Origin of the sequence: Streptomyces sp. CA-243310 (genome assembly GCF_050936775.1) — a bacterium.
Classification (GTDB): domain Bacteria; phylum Actinomycetota; class Actinomycetes; order Streptomycetales; family Streptomycetaceae; genus Streptomyces.
Window position 1 is genome coordinate 3,333,742 of the sequence record NZ_JBNJMF010000002.1, and the last position, 14,988, is coordinate 3,348,729.

The 14,988-nt window shown below is 70.5% G+C and carries 13 protein-coding genes and 1 pseudogene; 4 read left to right on the forward strand and 10 right to left on the reverse strand.

Translation table 11 applies throughout. The features are described from left to right. Window positions 1-135 precede the first annotated feature (135 nt). On the forward strand, window positions 136-630 hold the full coding sequence (locus ACQEVM_RS32540) for an inorganic diphosphatase (RefSeq protein WP_214947725.1): 495 nt from the start codon (window positions 136-138) through the stop codon (window positions 628-630). Window positions 631-901: 271 nt separating this feature from the next. Next, window positions 902-2,548, forward strand: a complete 1,647-nt coding sequence (locus tag ACQEVM_RS32545) for a threonine/serine ThrE exporter family protein (RefSeq protein WP_433084956.1) — start codon at window positions 902-904, stop codon at window positions 2,546-2,548. Between the two features lie 161 nt (window positions 2,549-2,709). Here the strand turns inward: ACQEVM_RS32545 and ACQEVM_RS32550 are convergent, their stop codons facing one another. From ACQEVM_RS32550 to ACQEVM_RS32575, 6 genes and pseudogenes are all read right to left on the reverse strand, one after another. Beyond that, window positions 2,710-3,414 (reverse strand): DedA family protein, encoded by a 705-nt coding sequence (locus tag ACQEVM_RS32550; protein WP_433084958.1) that lies wholly within the window; start codon window positions 3,412-3,414, stop codon window positions 2,710-2,712. A gap of 141 nt (window positions 3,415-3,555) precedes the next feature. Beyond that, window positions 3,556-4,314, reverse strand: coding sequence for a MerR family transcriptional regulator (locus ACQEVM_RS32555; protein ID WP_433084960.1), 759 nt, complete (start codon window positions 4,312-4,314; stop codon window positions 3,556-3,558). Between the two features lie 77 nt (window positions 4,315-4,391). After that, window positions 4,392-4,946 carry a DinB family protein gene (locus ACQEVM_RS32560; RefSeq protein WP_433084962.1) on the reverse strand — a complete coding sequence of 185 codons (555 nt, stop codon included), beginning with the start codon at window positions 4,944-4,946 and terminating at the stop codon, window positions 4,392-4,394. Between the two features lie 155 nt (window positions 4,947-5,101). After that, window positions 5,102-7,165, reverse strand: a pseudogene (gene mrdA / locus ACQEVM_RS32565) (penicillin-binding protein 2); the annotation flags it as partial. Between the two features lie 63 nt (window positions 7,166-7,228). Further along, complete coding sequence (locus ACQEVM_RS32570) at window positions 7,229-8,686, reverse strand: aldehyde dehydrogenase family protein (RefSeq protein ID WP_433084964.1); 1,458 nt, start codon at window positions 8,684-8,686, stop codon at window positions 7,229-7,231. Window positions 8,687-8,778: 92 nt separating this feature from the next. Further along, window positions 8,779-9,657: a helix-turn-helix domain-containing protein gene (locus tag ACQEVM_RS32575; protein WP_433084966.1), complete on the reverse strand. Its 879-nt coding sequence runs from the start codon at window positions 9,655-9,657 to the stop codon at window positions 8,779-8,781. Between the two features lie 351 nt (window positions 9,658-10,008). Here ACQEVM_RS32575 and ACQEVM_RS32580 point away from each other — a divergent pair, with 351 nt between their 5' ends. Further along, window positions 10,009-10,527: an ATP-binding protein gene (locus tag ACQEVM_RS32580; RefSeq protein WP_433084968.1), complete on the forward strand. Its 519-nt coding sequence runs from the start codon at window positions 10,009-10,011 to the stop codon at window positions 10,525-10,527. Window positions 10,528-10,650: 123 nt separating this feature from the next. Here the strand turns inward: ACQEVM_RS32580 and ACQEVM_RS32585 are convergent, their stop codons facing one another. The 3 genes from ACQEVM_RS32585 to ACQEVM_RS32595 form a co-directional block, all read right to left on the reverse strand. After that, window positions 10,651-10,896 carry a DUF397 domain-containing protein gene (locus ACQEVM_RS32585; RefSeq protein WP_053678492.1) on the reverse strand — a complete coding sequence of 82 codons (246 nt, stop codon included), beginning with the start codon at window positions 10,894-10,896 and terminating at the stop codon, window positions 10,651-10,653. Window positions 10,897-11,153: 257 nt separating this feature from the next. Beyond that, window positions 11,154-13,211, reverse strand: coding sequence for an FUSC family protein (locus tag ACQEVM_RS32590; RefSeq protein ID WP_433084970.1), 2,058 nt, complete (start codon window positions 13,209-13,211; stop codon window positions 11,154-11,156). A 32-nt stretch (window positions 13,212-13,243) separates the two neighbouring features. After that, entirely contained in the window at window positions 13,244-13,420 is a 177-nt protein-coding gene (locus ACQEVM_RS32595; protein WP_433084972.1) for a hypothetical protein, read from the reverse strand. Window positions 13,421-13,450: 30 nt separating this feature from the next. On the opposite strand from ACQEVM_RS32595, the gene tatA reads away from it, so the two are divergent. Beyond that, complete coding sequence (gene tatA / locus ACQEVM_RS32600; RefSeq protein WP_433084974.1) at window positions 13,451-13,645, forward strand: Sec-independent protein translocase subunit TatA; 195 nt, start codon at window positions 13,451-13,453, stop codon at window positions 13,643-13,645. 82 nt (window positions 13,646-13,727) lie between these two features. Here the strand turns inward: tatA and ACQEVM_RS32605 are convergent, their stop codons facing one another. Further along, window positions 13,728-14,897, reverse strand: coding sequence for a DUF2786 domain-containing protein (locus ACQEVM_RS32605; RefSeq protein WP_433084976.1), 1,170 nt, complete (start codon window positions 14,895-14,897; stop codon window positions 13,728-13,730). Window positions 14,898-14,988 lie beyond the last annotated feature (91 nt).

Sequence of the window (14,988 nt, forward strand, 5' to 3'; positions counted from 1 at the left end):
TTATGCGTGAGGGACACTTAACCACTGCGTCTTGCCGCGAGCATGGCACCCCACCCGGCAGGGCTGGATCGGACGCGCACGCAGGTGAGTCAACGCAGTCCCGAAGCAATGAAGCTGATCATGGAGGAGCAGGACGTGGAGTTCGACGTCACCATCGAGATCCCCAAGGGTTCGCGGAACAAGTACGAGGTGGACCACGAGACCGGCCGGATCCGCCTGGACCGTCGCCTCTTCACCTCGACCAGCTACCCGGCCGACTACGGCTTCGTCGAGAACACCCTGGGCGAGGACGGCGACCCGCTGGACGCCCTGGTCATCCTGGACGAGCCCACCTTCCCGGGTTGCCTGATCAAGTGCCGCGCGATCGGCATGTTCAACATGACGGACGAGGCCGGCGGCGACGCCAAGCTGCTGTGCGTTCCCGCCTCGGACCCGCGTGTCGAGCACCTGCGCGACATCCACCACGTGTCGGAGTTCGACCGCCTGGAGATCCAGCACTTCTTCGAGGTCTACAAGGACCTGGAGCCCGGCAAGTCCGTCGAGGGCGCCAACTGGGTGGGTCGTACCGAGGCCGAGGCCGAGATCGAGGCCTCGTACAAGCGCCTTGAGGCCCAGGGCGGCCACCACTGAGCTTCGGCTCGATGACGGGTGGTCGGGACGTCCCGGCTCCCCGATGACATCGCGGGCGGCATCCCCTTTCGGAGGGGGTGCCGCTCGTTGTCGTTCCCCCGCCCGGGCCGGGTGCGGGCGGCGTGGGGTCCGGGTGCGGGCGGGGTGCGGTCGGGAAAGTCGGGCAGGCGGGGTCGGGGCGCGGCTTCCGCTTTCGCCATGGACGGGCGTGTTCCGCATACTGATTGATGATCAGGCCGGCGGACGGGCCGGCCGGTGGACTGGAGGACGGGTGGCGGAGGGCGAGGGCGTCGGTTTCGAGGACCGGAAGCCGAAATCCGACGAGGCGCGCAGCGCGTTCACGGCACCCGTCGGGATACACGCGGAGGCGCCGGAGGACGATCAACCGACCTCGGAGTTCGCCGTTCCGGACGGTTTGGCGTCGGTGGTCGTGGAGCCCGAGGGGTCCGCGTTCGCCACGCCTCACACCTACACGGCCGCGCAGTCCCCGCCCGCGTACACGCCCGGCCAGGGCTTTCCCGTGGTGCGGATGAAGGAGTCCCCCTGGCAGGACCGGATGCGCACGATGCTGCGCATGCCGGTGGACGTGCGGCCGGTGCCGGAGGCGGTCCAGCGGGTGAGCGAGTCGGGGCCCGCCGTGGGCCGCGTGCTCGACCTGACGCTGCGCATCGGCGAGCTGCTGCTGGCCGGCGGCGAGGGGGCGGAGGACGTGGAGGCGGCGATGTTCGCCGTGGCCCGCAGTTACGGCCTGGACCGTTGCGAGCCCACCGTCACCTTCACCATGTTGTCCGTGACGCACCAGCCCTCGCTGGTGGACGATCCGGTCTCGGCGAACCGTACGGTGCGCCGTCGCGGTACCGACTACAACCGGCTGGCGGCCGTCTTCCGGCTGGTGGACGACATCAGCGCCCACGAGATGGACGTCTCGTTGGAGGAGGCCTACCGCCGCCTCGCCGAGATCCGCCGCAACAGGCACCCGTACCCCGGGTGGATGCTCACCGCGTCCGCGGGGCTGCTCGCCGGCGCGGCCTCCACGCTGGTCGGCGGTGGGGTGCTGGTCTTCCTGGCCGCCGCGATCGGCGCGGTCCTGGGCGACCGGTTGGCCTGGCTGTGCGCGGGGCGCGGGCTGCCGGAGTTCTACCAGTTCGTGGTCGCCGCGATGCCGCCCGCGGCCATAGGGGTGGCGCTGAAGCTGGCCGAGATCGACGTCAAGGCCTCGGCGGTGATCACCGGTGGGCTGTTCGCGCTGTTGCCGGGGCGGGCCCTGGTCGCGGCCGTGCAGGACGGTCTGACCGGCTACTACATCACGGCGTCGGCCCGACTGCTGGAGGTCATGTACCTCTTCATCGGCATCATCATGGGCGTGCTGGTCGTGCTGTACATCGGGCTCCAGCTCGACGCGCAGCCGAACCCCGACGAGGTCCTCCAGATCACCCAGCGGCCGTTGATCCAGATCGCCGCGTCGATGGTGCTGGTGTTCACGTTCGCGGTCCTGCTCCAGCAGGAACGTTCCACTGTGTTGATCGTGACGCTGAACGGCGCCGTCGCCTGGGTCACCTTCGGGGCCCTGCACTACGCGGGCGAGATCCCGCCCGTGCCGTCCACGGCCATCGCGGCCGGGCTGGTCGGCCTGTTCGGGCAGCTCTTCTCCCGCTACCGCTTCGCCTCCGCCCTGCCCTATACGACGGCGGCGATCGGCCCGCTGCTGCCGGGCTCGGCCACGTACTACGGACTGCTGCTGATCGCCGAGAACCGGTTCAACGAGGGGCTCGGGTCACTGGTGAACGCCGCGGCCATCGCCCTGGCCATCGCGATCGGCGTCAACCTCGGCTCGGAGGCCTCGCGGCTCTTCATGCGCATCCCGGGGGCCGCGAGCGCCGCCAACCGCCGGGCCGCGAAGCGCACCCGCGGGTTCTAGGCCCCTCCCCTGCCCCGCCCCCCTGCGACTCCTTCTGCGACTCCCCTACGACGAACGCCCCGCGGACCGGGAAGGTCGGGCGGGGCGTTCGTCGTACGACAGGGTGGTGTGCGCGGCCCTGTGCGGCCGTGTGCGGTCCGGGGAGGGCCGCACGGGGTCGGCTAGCGCTTCGCGTGCCGGCCGCGCCCGCCGGGGGGCTGCGGGTCGTCCTGGGCGCCGTCGCCGGGCCGGACGGCGCTCTCGCCGGCCTTCGCCTTGTTCTTGCGGGCCTTGAGCACTTCGAAGATCACCGGGATGACGGAGACCAGCACGATCCCGATGAAGATCGTCTCGACGTTGTCCTTGATGACGTCGAACTGGCCGAGCTGGTAGCCGAGGCAGGTGACGCCCGCGCCCCAGGCGATGCCGCCGATGACGTTGTACGTCAGGAAGGTGCGGTACTTCATCTCGCCTGCGCCCGCGACCATCGGCGCGAAGGTGCGGATGATCGGCACGAAGCGGGCCAGCACGATCGCCTTGGGGCCGTGCTTCTCCATGAAGTCGTGCGCGGCGTCGAGATTCTCCCGCTTGAACACCTTGCTGTTCGGTCGATTGAAGAGCTTCGGACCGAAGTACTTGCCGATCAGGTAGCCCACCTGGTCACCGATGATCGCGGCGGCGACGATCAGGGTGCACACGAGCCACAGCGGCTGGCTGATGTCGCCGCTCGCGACGAACAGGCCCGCGGTGAAGAGCAGGGAGTCGCCGGGCAGGAACGCGAAGAGGCCGGATTCCGCGAAGACGATGACCAGGATGCCGATCAGGCCGAAATGCCCGATCAGGTACTCCGGGGACAGCCACTCAGGGCCGAGCGCAAGCGTGTACACGAGTTCCGGGATCTCCTGGATCGGGGGGTGTGTGCGGGGACACGAGGCAGGACGGGTGGTTCCAATTATGAACGCACACGGTCCCCGCCAGGTTCCAGGTACCTGCGGGGACCGGACGGGGAACTTCTGCCCGCGCCCCGGCTACACCTTCCGGATGGCGTTGGCGGTGATCGCGTCCCGCAGGTGCTCGGCGAGACCCGCCCGCATCGAGTCGTAGAACTCCTTGAACCGCTCGTCGGAGACGTACATGTCACCGAGGCACGTGTGGAGCTCGTACCCGCAGTCGTAGAACCACGTGCCGATGTGCTGCCGGTGCTCCTCGGCCATGTCCATGGCGCGCTCGCCGTCGGCCGGCTCGCCCGCGTCCATCAGGGCCGAGTAGCGGACGCCCCAGTCCGCCACCTGGTCCTGCATCAGCCTCCAGTCGTCCTTCGTGTACGTGGCGGCCCGGCGCTGCGACTCCGCGTAGGTCTCGCTGTCCCCCCAGCGCTCCCGCGCCTCCTGCTCGTACCGTTCGGGATCCTTGTCCCCGAACACCTCGAACCGTTCCTCGGGCGTGAGGTCGATGCCCATCTTCTTCGCCTCCATGGCGTGCTCGACGGCCTTGGCCATCTGCTGGAGCCGGGCGATCCGGTCGGTCAGGAGGGCGTGCTGCCGGCGCAGGTGCTCCCTCGGGTCCGAGTCCGGGTCGTCCAGCAATACGGCGACCTCTTCGAGGGGGAAGCCGAGCTCCCGGTAGAACAGGATGCGCTGCAACCGGTCGAGGTCGGCGTCGTCGTACCGCCGGTGCCCCGCGTGGTTGCGGCCGCTCGGAGAGAGCAGCCCGATCTCGTCGTAGTGGTGCAGGGTGCGCACCGTGACTCCGGCGAACCCGGCGACCTGGCCCACGGAATGGCCCATCGTTCCCGCTCCTCTGGTCGAGTACGCCCTTCACTGTGGTCCCTCACGCGGCGTGAGGTGCAAGCCCGCGCGTCGCGTCAGCCGCGGTCGCGGGTCTGGGCGCTCTCCAGGGCCACCAGCTCGAAGGCGGTCTTGCCGTCCAGGGACTCGCGGACGATGTCGGCGTGGCCCGCGTGCCGGGCGTGCTCCTCCACGAGGTGCATCAGCAACCAGCGCATCGAGACCCGGCCCTCCTTGGGGAACCAGGGCGCCTCGGGCAGCGGGAAGGTGTCGTCCAGGCTCGCCACCGTGCGGACGAACTCCTCCAGCTCGGCGGCGACGCCGTCCCAGAAGGCCGACATCGCGGCGACGGACTCCCCCTCGACGAGGCGGAAGCTGTCGCTCCAGGTCTCCTCGGTGCGCTGCTTCTCGTTCGGCTGCTGCTGGGCCATCCGCAGCCAGTTCAGTTCCGTCTCCGCGACGTGCTTCAGCAGCCCCGAGAGGGACAGCTCGCTCGCGCTGGGGCGGCTCGCGGCCTGTTCCTCGGTCAGGCCGAGGAGGGAGCGGCGCAGGGCGCCGCGCTGGGCCTCCACGAAGGAGAGCAGCGCGCCGCGCTCGTCGCCGTAAGCCTCTGCGGGGACGTGGGTGACCATGGAACCGACCGCCTTCGTTGGTGCGCTTGTGCTGACGAGAGACACGTTACGAAGGCTTGCGGACAGCTTCTGTCCTCTATCGGGCGGCGGCGGGCACCGGTTCCTCCCGATGCCCGCGTCCGCGTCCCCGCCCCTACCCGCAGCGGCTAGCGGGCTTCGGGCTTGATCGCCGGGAGCTCCGTGCGGGGCTTGGGCAGGAGGGCCTTGGACAGGTCCTGCTTGCCGGCGTCGTCGAGGCCGTACATGGCCTCGTAGATGTTGCGGACCGCCGGGCCCGAGGCCCCTGAGCCGGTGCCGCCCTGCGAGATCGTCATCACGATCGAGTAGTCCGCGGTGTAGGAGGCGAACCACGAGGTGGTCTGCTTGCCCTGGACCTCGGCGGTACCGGTCTTCGCGTGCATCGGGATCTGCTTCTGGGGCCAGCCGCCGAACCGCCAGGCGGCGCTGCCGTCGGTGACCACGGAGGCCAGGGCCTGGTCGATGTTGTCCCGGAGCTTCCGGTCCATGGGGAGGCGGCCCAGTTCCTTGGGCGCGATCTCCCGGGCCGAGGTGCCGTCGGGGCTGATGACGGCCTTGCCGACGGCGGGCTGGTGCAGGGTCCCGCCGTTGGCGATGGCCGCGTAGACGGAGGCCATCTGGAGCGGGGTGACGAGGGTGTCGCCCTGGCCGATGGAGTAGTTGATCGCGTCGCCCTCGCGGAGCTGGTTGCCCTGGCGGCAGTTCTCGTAGGCGATCCGCTCGCCGTAGGTGCCGTCCTTCTTGCCGTCCCGGCACCAGGCGACCTTGCTCGCCTCGAAGAAGTCCTTCTTCCACTGCCGGTCGGGGACCCGGCCGGGCACCTCGCTGGGCAGGTCGATGCCGGTGCGCTTGCCGAGGCCGAACTCGTGGGCCGTCTTGAAGAACCAGTCCTCGGGGTTCTTGGGCTTGATGCCGCCGTCCTTCTTCCACTCGCGGTCCGCGATGCCGTAGTAGACGGTGTCGCAGGAGACTTCGAGGGCCTTGCCGATGGTGATGTCGCCGTAGCCCTGGGACTCGAAGTTGGTGAAGGTCTGGTTGCCCACCGAGTAGGAGCTGGGGCAGGGGTAACGGCCGTTGAAGGGGTAGCCGGCGTTCACGGCGGCCGTGGAGGTGACCACCTTGAAGATGGAGCCGGGGGCGGCCTGGCCCTGGATGGCCCGGTTCAGCAGCGGGTAGTTGGAGCCCTTCTCGGTGAGGGCCTTGTAGTCCTTGGCCGAGATCCCGCCGACCCAGGCGTTGGGGTCGTAGGTCGGGTTGGAGGCCATCGCGACGATCCGGCCGGTCTTGGACTCCATGACGACGACGGCGCCGGAGTCGGCCTCGTAGTTGCGGTGCGTGTTCTTGTCGTAGCCCTTGCGGGCCTCGATCATCGCGTTGTTCAGTTCCCGCTCGGCGACGGCCTGCACCCGCGAGTCGATCGAGGTGACGACGTTCGATCCGGGCTGCGGCTTCACGCTCTCGGCCTGACCGATGACCCGGCCGAGGTTGTCCACCTCGTAGTGGGTCACGCCGGCCTTGCCGCGGAGGTCCTTGTCGTAGGTGCGCTCCAGGCCGGAGCGGCCCACCTGGTCGGAGCGCAGGTAGGGGGATTCGGAGTTCTTGGCCTTGGTGATCTCCTCGTCGGTGACCGGCGAGAGGTAGCCCAGTACCTGTGAGGTGTTGGCCTGGTCGGGGGCGGCGTAGCGGCGCAGGGCGGTGGGTTCGGCGGTGATGCCGGGGAACTGCTCGGCGTGCTCGCGTATCTCCAGGACCTGCTCGGTGGTCGCCTCGTCGGTGATGGGGATCGGCTGGTACGGGGAACCGTTCCAGCAGGGCTTGGGGGTCTTGGCGTCGCACAGTCGGACGCTGTCGGTGACCTCGGTGGCGTCGAGGCCGAGGACCCCGGCGAGACGGGTCAGGACGTCCTTGCCGCGGTCCTTCATCTTCGACAGGTCGGTGCGGCTTGCGGAGACCACCATGCGGGTCTCGTTGTCGGCCAGCGGGACCCCTCGGGAGTCGAGGATGGAACCGCGCACGGCGGGCTGGACCACCTGCTGGGTGTGGTTGTTCTTCGCCTCGTCCGTGTATTCCTGGCCGTTGCGGATCTGGAGGTACCAGAGGCGCCCGCCGAGCGTCAGCAGCAGCGAGAAGACCACTATCTGGATGATCACGAGGCGGTTCTGGACCCGCTGGGTCCGCCCGGTCTCCGGAATGTTGGTCAACTCGGTTCTCCCCGGGACGTGCGCGTCTGCAGGTTGCCCGGCCGAGTCTAAGAGGAGCCCCGGCTAGAACGGGAACTGCGTCCGTCCGTGCTGCACCGAGATCCACTTCTGGGTGGTGAAGGCCTCCACCGTGGCCTCGCCGTTCAGCCGGCCCAGACCCGAGGCCTTCTCGCCGCCGAAGGCCGCCAGCGGCTCGTCGCCGATGGTGGAGTCGTTGACGTGGATCATCCCGGTCTCGATCCGCTGCGCGAAGCGGACCCCGCGTTCCACGTCGCGCGTGTGCACCGCTCCGCTGAGCCCGTACGGGGTCGCGTTCGTGAGCCGGACCGCTTCGTCCTCGCCGTCGAAGACCATCAGCAGCGCGACCGGGCCGAAGATCTCCTGGGCCAGCAGCGGGGAGTCCTCGGGGAGGCCGGCCAACACGGTCGGTTCGACGAGGTTGCCGCGCGTAGACCCTCGTACGAGCGCCTGCGCGCCGGACTCGACGGCGCGGTCCACGAGGGCGGTGAGGGCGTCGGCCTGGAAGGAGTTGATCAGCGGGCCGATGTGGGTGTCGGCCTCGCGCGGGTCACCGGTCTTCAGGCCGCGCACCCGCGCGGTGAACTTCGCGGTGAACTCCTCGGCGACCGAGGCGTCGACGAGGATGCGGTTGGCGGCCATGCAGACCTGGCCCTGGTACACGAACCGGCTGAAGACGGCCGCGTCCACCGCGTAGTCGAGATCGGCGTCGTCGAGGACGACCAGCGCGCTGTTGCCGCTGAGTTCCAGGACGGTCCGCTTGAAGTGGCGGGCGGCGACCGCACCGACGTGACGCCCGACCCGGTCCGAGCCGGCGAAGGAGATCACCTTCGGGACGGGGTGGGTGAGGATCGCGTCGCCTATCTCGGCGATGTCGGTGACCAGGACGTTGAGGAGGCCGGCCGGGAGGCCCGCGTCCTCGAAGATCTTGGCGATGACCCCGCCGCCGATCACGGGCGCGTTCTGGTTGGGCTTGATCAGGACGGCGTTGCCGAGGGCCAGGGCCGGGGCGACGGACTTGATCGTGACCAGGAACGGGAAGTTGAAGGGACTGATGACCGCGACGACGCCGACGGGGAGCCGCTGGACGCGGTTCTCCTTGCCCGTGACCAGCGAGGGCAGGACGCGGCCCTCGGGTCGGATGGCGAGTTGGATCGCCTCGCGGATGAACTCCGCCGCGAGGTCGACCTCGTACTCGGCCTTGGGGCGGGTCCCGCCGAGTTCGTCGATCATCGCCTCGACGATTTCCTTGCGGCGCTCCTCGGTGATCCGCAGGGCGCGCTCCAGGACGGCGCGTCTCGCGTAGGGGCTGGTGGCGGCCCATTCCTTCTGGGCGCGCTCGGCGGCGCGGTAGGCCTGGTCCACCTGCTCGACGGTGGCCACGGTGATGGCCGCGAGCTTCTCCCCGTTGTACGGGTTGACGTCGATGATGTCCCACGAACCGGTGCCGGCCAGCCATTCGCCGTCGATGTACTGGTGAGCCAGGTCGTCGAATATGGACATGCCATCCCTTACTGCGAGCGCGCACCCGTGCGCTGCACCGGAGACCGATCGGTCATCGCCATGCACTGATCAGACGTCATAGTACGTGCGGATCAAGACAGTTGGAGCAGTCCGCGCAGGAGATCGCGAGTCCGGTCCGCGTCGGGGCAGTCCTCCTGGAGCCGCTCCATGGCCCGTGTGTACTGACCCACTTCCTCTTCTTTGTCCAGGTAGAGGGCACTGGTGAGCTGTTCCAGATACACGATGTCCTGGAGGTCGGACTCCGGGAATCGCAGCAGGGTGAAGGCTCCGCTCTCGCCCGCGTGCCCGCCGAAGGAGAAGGGCATGACCTGAAGTTGCACGTTGGGCCGCTGCGAGACCTCGATGAGGTGCTCCAACTGCCCGCGCATCACGTCGCGGTCGCCGTAGGGACGGCGCAGGGCGGCCTCGTCGAGGACGGCGTGGAAGACCGGGGCGCTCTCCGACACGAGGGCCTTCTGGCGCTCCAGGCGCAGGGCGACACGACGGTCGATCTCGCCGGGCGTGGCTCCGGGCATGCCGCGCTTGACGACGGCGTGCGCGTAGGCCTCGGTCTGCAGCAGTCCGTGGACGAACTGCACCTCGTAGATGCGGATGAGCGAGGCGGCGCCCTCCAGTCCGACGTACGTCTGGAACCACCCGGGCAGCACGTCGCCGTAGCTGTGCCACCAGCCCGCGGCGTTGGCCTCGCGGACCAGTCCCAGGAGGGACTCCCGCTCCGCGCCGTCGGTCACTCCGTAGAGCGTCAGGAGGTCCTCGACGTCTCGTGCCTTGAAGCTCACCCTTCCCAACTCCAAGCGGCTGATCTTCGATTCGGATGCGCGGATCGAGTAGCCGGCCGCCTCACGGGTGATGCCGCGGGATTCTCGGAGTCGCCTGAGTTGTGAGCCCAGGAGGATGCGGCGCACCACGGAACCGCCGGCGTCTGCGGTCACTAGTCCTGCCCTCCCCATCGCAATGGCGTGCGCGTGGTCTGCGCGGTGTGTCGCGTCCCGGGGCCCCCGAACCCCAGGGCCCGCAGTCTGCCACCAAAACGCTATGACCCGTACTCGTTCTGTAACGGAATCCGGCGTCCCGGAAAAGAAGTCCGTAAGTATGCGTAGGAAGAAATGAGCAAGAACCGTCACGGGAGGGGACAGGTCCGGCGCGTGCACGTGCATCTGCCCTTGCATCCGGCTTCGGCATTCGGAACGATGGTCCCGCGCACCTGCGTTCTTCTTCGCGCAGGAGCCGGACCGACCCACCCCGCAGTTCTTTCTGGACGACAGCCGCCGCTCCGTCCGCGAATCCCGGGAGTGCCTCGCATGGGGACGAATGGATCGACCATGCTCGAGCCGTTACGGCAGGGGCTGCCCCCGGTCGACCCCACGGCTGTCTCCGGGTCCGCCTCCTGTGCCCTGCCCGCCCGCTTCGAGGCCGTGCGCGGGGCCCGTTCCTTCACCCGGTCGACGCTGTCCCAGTGGGGCCTCGACGACCGGTTCGACGATGTCTCCCTCGTCGTCTCCGAGCTGGTGACCAACGCGCTGCGCCATGCCCTGCCCGATGAGGAAAGGGTGGGGCGCCCGGGTTCGGACATTCCGGAGCCGCCGGTTCGGCTGCACCTGATGCGGTGGAGCACCCGATTGGTGTGCGCCGTGCGGGACCCCAGCGAGGACCGGCCGGGCGGGGCGTTCTCGCCGGAGCGGACCGAGGAGAACTTCGACCTGGAGTCCGGGCGGGGGCTGTTCCTGGTGGACTCGTACAGCGACAGCTGGGGTTGGCACCCGCTCGCGGGGCGCCTGACCGGCAAGGTCGTCTGGGCGCTCTTCATGCTCCAGGACTGACCTGCCGTCACCCGCGTTCACAGGCGGGAAAATGCGGCGCATGAACGGCAACCGGCCGGGATTGATCCTTTCGATCAGTCCCGGCCAGTGCACGTGCATGGCTTGATCATTGCGCTGTTCCGATCAGGCGATCAGGTGGTCGAACTCGCCGTCCTTGACGCCCAGGAGCAGCGCCTCTATCTCCGCCGGCGTGTAGACCAGAGCCGGACCGTCCGGGAATCGCGAATTGCGCATGGCGACATCGCCGCCGGGCAGTCTCGCGAACTCGACGCAGGAACCTTGCGAGTTGCTGTGTCTGCTCTTCTGCCAGGTCAGCCCGTACAAGGAAGCGAGTTCTGCAGCTGCCATCCCGTTGTACGCGTGGTCCACAGGAAGCCCCCGATAGTGCAGATGTCAACTGCACCGGATCATAGCTGTGTTCATAAGCAGCTGCATGGGCAGATGCACGTGCACGGAGGGTGCTGTCGTCGTCACCGGAACGGCCGCCACATTCGTCACGGGAGCGACCCTCGCATTCGCCGAGGAAGCGCCCCCCGCATTCTCCCGGGAGGGACCGGGCGCATTCGCGCGGGGGGCCTCCCTCCGGGCGTCGGCGAACGGCAAGGCGGCGCCGGCGGGCCGCTCGCTCAGCCCCGCAGCGCCTCGGACACCTCGTCCAGCGCGTCCAGGAGCTGGGCACCGGCCGCGCGCAGAACACCCGGGTCCCGGGCGCCCCACACCGGCGCGCCCTCGTCCGACACGAGCGCGCGCACGCGCTCCCAGCGCGGCACGCCCCGCTCCCGTACCGCCTTCGCCCCCGCCTCGGTGTCGGCGCGCACCGCCTCGGCCAGGGCCGCGGCACCGGGCACCGGGGCCTGGGAGTGGTCCGGCAGGTGGGCCTCCAGCAGCATCGCGTTGCGCCCGAGGGCGGCCACCGCCTCGCCCGCGCCGTCGGCCGCCGCACGGGACAGGCCGCGGTGGCGCACCGGTTCCCCGGCCGCCCGGTCCACGGCGTCCTGCCAGTCGATCCGGGCGTCCCGGGCGGCCAGCAGGGCGGTGCGCACGTCGGCCCGCCGGGCGTCGGCCGGGGCCGCGTAGTGCCCGAGCACGGCCGCCGCGTACCGTCCGTCGGCCGCGATCCAGTCGGCGAGGCGGGTCCGCAGCCTCGGGGTCTCCCAGGCCGGGTAGAGGGCATAGGCGAGCATCGCGAGGAGTCCGCCGACCAGGGTGAGCGCGACCCGGTCGGGCACGGTCTGGTCCCAGCGGACGCCCCCCATGCCGAGCAGGAACACGACGTACGCGGAGACGCAGACCTGCGAGACGGCGTAGCCGGTGCGCATCAGGACGTACATGAGGCCCGCGCTGACCACCGCGAGGAACCCGGACAGGTACATCCCCGGCTGCGCGAGCTGCACGATGCCGGTGGCGACGGCGACCCCGACGAGGGTTCCGGCGAACCGGGCGACGGCCCGCGCGTACGTCTGGCTGAAGTCCGGCCGCATGATCATGACGGAGGCCATCGGGGCCCAGTAGCCGTGCCCGAGCGGCAGGGCCTGCCCGATGAGGTAGCCCGCGCAGGCCACGGCGGTGACGCGCACGGCGTGTCGCAGGATCGGCGAGTCGGGGTGCAGTTCGGACCGTACGGACCTCAGGACCGTCGGCACCAGCGCGGTGAGGGTCGGCCGCAGCATCGACTCGTCGGGGGCGACGAGCCGGCCGGAGCGGGGCTCGGCGGTCTCCAGCACGTCGTCCAGCAGCGCGGCGAGCCGGCGCGCGGCCCGCTGCGGCGCGCCGGTGAGGAGGTCCGCCGTGTCGGGGGACTTCAGCACGGCCAGGGCCGGCGCGGGCAGGCGTACCGGGTCCCCGTGCCGGATCGCCCGCGCGGCGGCGTCCAGCACCGAGCCGGCGGCGTCCAGCAGTTCCCGTACCCGGTCCCGCCCCGGGCCCTCGGCCGGCGCCCCGACGGCCGGGTCGGCGAGGGAGGCCAGGACGGGCCGGACCCGTTCGGCGAGCCCCCGCGCCCCGTGCAGTTCGGCGGGCCGGCGGCGGGCCTGACGCGCGGTCACGGTGGCGGCGTCCCGGGCCCGCATCAGGGGTTGCGGGTCGAAGGCGCAGACGGGGTCGTGGCGCAGCCGGCGGGCGTAGTCGGCCTCGGCGGCGAGGGCGTCGGCCAGGGCGTCGCGCTGGGCGCCCCAGCGACGGATCGGGAACAGCACGATCAGCAGGGCCTGCACCACCCCGCCGGCGGCGATCATCGCGGCGTGCCCGGCGGCCTGCGCGACGGAGGTCGGCAGGGTCACGGTGACGAGCATGACCGCGACGTTGCCGGAGGCGATGATCCCGGCGGTGGGGCCGGCCGCCCAGAGCAGGCCCGCCGCGAAGGTCCAGACGGCGAGCAGGGCGAGGAACAGGCCGGTGGAGGAGCCGACGAGGTAGCCGACGAAGGTGGAGACGGCCAGGGTCAGCCCGGAGGCGAGGGCGAGGACGGGGCGCGGGCGCCAGCTCTTCTGGAAGGTGGCGATGGCGGCCATGAAAGCGCCGAAGGCGGAGCTGGCGGCCGCTCCGGGGCCCAGGAAGGCGAGCCCGAAGCCGATCACGATCGCGAGGCCGACGGCGGCGCGGAGGGCGACGAGCGGTTCGAGGCGGGTCCGTTCGACCTTCATGCCGGTCCGGGCGGTGTGCTTCAGCGCCCGGAGCCAGCTCATGGGGTCGAGCCTAGAGCCCTTTCAGGACTTCTTCAGATTTGTACAGGTATGGCACGAGGCTGTTCCATAAGGCGGATCATCACAACCATCCCGTCCATCCCGTCCATCCTGTCCATCCCAACGGTCCCAACGGTCACGACGGTCCCAACGGTCACGACGGTCACGACGGTCACGACGGTCACGACGGTCACGACGGTCACGACGGTCACGACGGCGATCGTCCGAAAGGTGGGTACTCCATGCTCCGCAATGCCCTTGAGCCCTGGCACCTGATCGTGCTGCTCGTCGTCTGCCTGCTGGTGTTCGGATCGAAGAAGCTGCCCGACATGGCCCGCTCGCTGGGCCGGTCCATGCGGATCCTGAAGTCGGAGACGCGCGCGCTGCGCGCGGAGGACTCCCCCGCGCCCGGCCCGACGCCCCCGGCGGGGCACTGAGGCGGCGGGAGGCGGGGCGTCAGGACGGTGGCGGCAGGGCCGGGGGGTCAGGACGTGCGGAGCAGAGCGGGGGCGGCGGGGCTCACCCCCGCAGGGAGCGGCGCTCGCCGCCGCCCACCCGCGCCCGGTCGGCGGCTGCCGTGCCGTCCTCCCATCCCGCCAGGTCGGTCGCACCGCGCAGCCGGGTCGTGGTCGTACGGGGGAACATCTCCTCGGCCCGGGAGGTGACCGCCACGTCCCGGGCCACCAGGGCGGGCAGGTTGTCGGGGGCCTCGGAGGCGGTGTGCTCGGCCGTCTCGGCCAGCCGCTGACCCAGCCGGCTCGCGTACGCCAGCAGGAACGACTGCCGGAACGTCTTGGTTCGCTTGCGTCCGCCGGAGCGCTGCGCCGCCTCCGCCCGGGTCATCGCAGCCGTCCCCTGCACCAGCAGCGAGGTGTAGAGCAGCTCCACCGCCTCCAGGTCGCTCTCGAAGCCGACCACCGTGGAGAACTCGAACCCGCTGTTCCACACCGCCCGACAGCGGTTCGCGGTGGAGACCGCGTCCAGCAGTACGGCCTTGGCCTCCTCGTACGGGGGCTCCACCCCGATCCGGCAGGCGCCGGGCCGCCGGTCCGGTCCGGCGCCGCGCGCGGCCAACAGGGCCTCGTCCACCGTGTGCCGGGCCATCAGCTCCTGCGCCTTCGCGCTGAGCGCCTCGGCCTCCTCGGGAAAGTTCGTCGCCTCGGCCTTCGCCAGCAGCGCGCGGATCCGCCCCAGCATGCGGGGCTCGATGTGGGTGTGCTCCAGGGCGTCCGTCGGGTCGCCGGGAAGCGGACCGACGGGCTCGATTGAAGGCAGCCGGATCAGCAGCCGGAACACCTCCAGGACGGAGGTCGCCAGGGAGAACCGGTCCGTCCGCTCCCGTGCCGCGAGAGCATCCCCGTACCCGGCGTCGTCGCCCCACCACACCTCGGCGTCGGTCCACCGCTCGGGCAGGCGCGCGTACCGCCGCGCCTCGGCGGCGACCAGGTCCCCCGCTATCCGCACGTGCGTCTCGTCGAGGTCCCGGCGCACCAGTCGCACCACGTCGGCCGGCCGCCAGCCCCGCTCCCAGGCCTGCCGAACGTACCCCTCCCCGCGCGCCAGCAGCTCCCGCGCGGCCCCGCTCCAGCGGGCCGTGTCGGCGGCGAGCAGCGAGGCTCCGGTGTCCAGGCCACTGTCGCCGTCGGCGTACAGGGCGGCTTCACAGGCACGGTCGACGATGTCTCTCACCGCTCCAGCTTGGCACGGCCCACCGGGACCACCGCCGCGCAGGTCGGACAGGGGTACGGGACCCCTGTCACACCCCGGTGGGACACTCGCG

What these genes read in the sequence shown, in the direction of transcription:
- ACQEVM_RS32555 (WP_433084960.1), bottom strand. Translation starts at nt 4,314, where the DNA reads ATGGGCCATTCCGTGGGCCAGGTCGCCGGGTTCGCCGGAGTCACGGTG.
- ACQEVM_RS32560 (WP_433084962.1), bottom strand. Translation starts at nt 4,946, where the DNA reads ATGGTCACCCACGTCCCCGCAGAGGCTTACGGCGACGAGCGCGGCGCG.
- ACQEVM_RS32570 (WP_433084964.1), bottom strand. Translation starts at nt 8,686, where the DNA reads ATGTCCATATTCGACGACCTGGCTCACCAGTACATCGACGGCGAATGG.
- ACQEVM_RS32575 (WP_433084966.1), bottom strand. Translation starts at nt 9,657, where the DNA reads ATGGGGAGGGCAGGACTAGTGACCGCAGACGCCGGCGGTTCCGTGGTG.
- ACQEVM_RS32580 (WP_433084968.1), top strand. Translation starts at nt 10,009, where the DNA reads ATGGGGACGAATGGATCGACCATGCTCGAGCCGTTACGGCAGGGGCTG.
- ACQEVM_RS32590 (WP_433084970.1), bottom strand. Translation starts at nt 13,211, where the DNA reads ATGAGCTGGCTCCGGGCGCTGAAGCACACCGCCCGGACCGGCATGAAG.
- tatA (WP_433084974.1), top strand. Translation starts at nt 13,451, where the DNA reads ATGCTCCGCAATGCCCTTGAGCCCTGGCACCTGATCGTGCTGCTCGTC.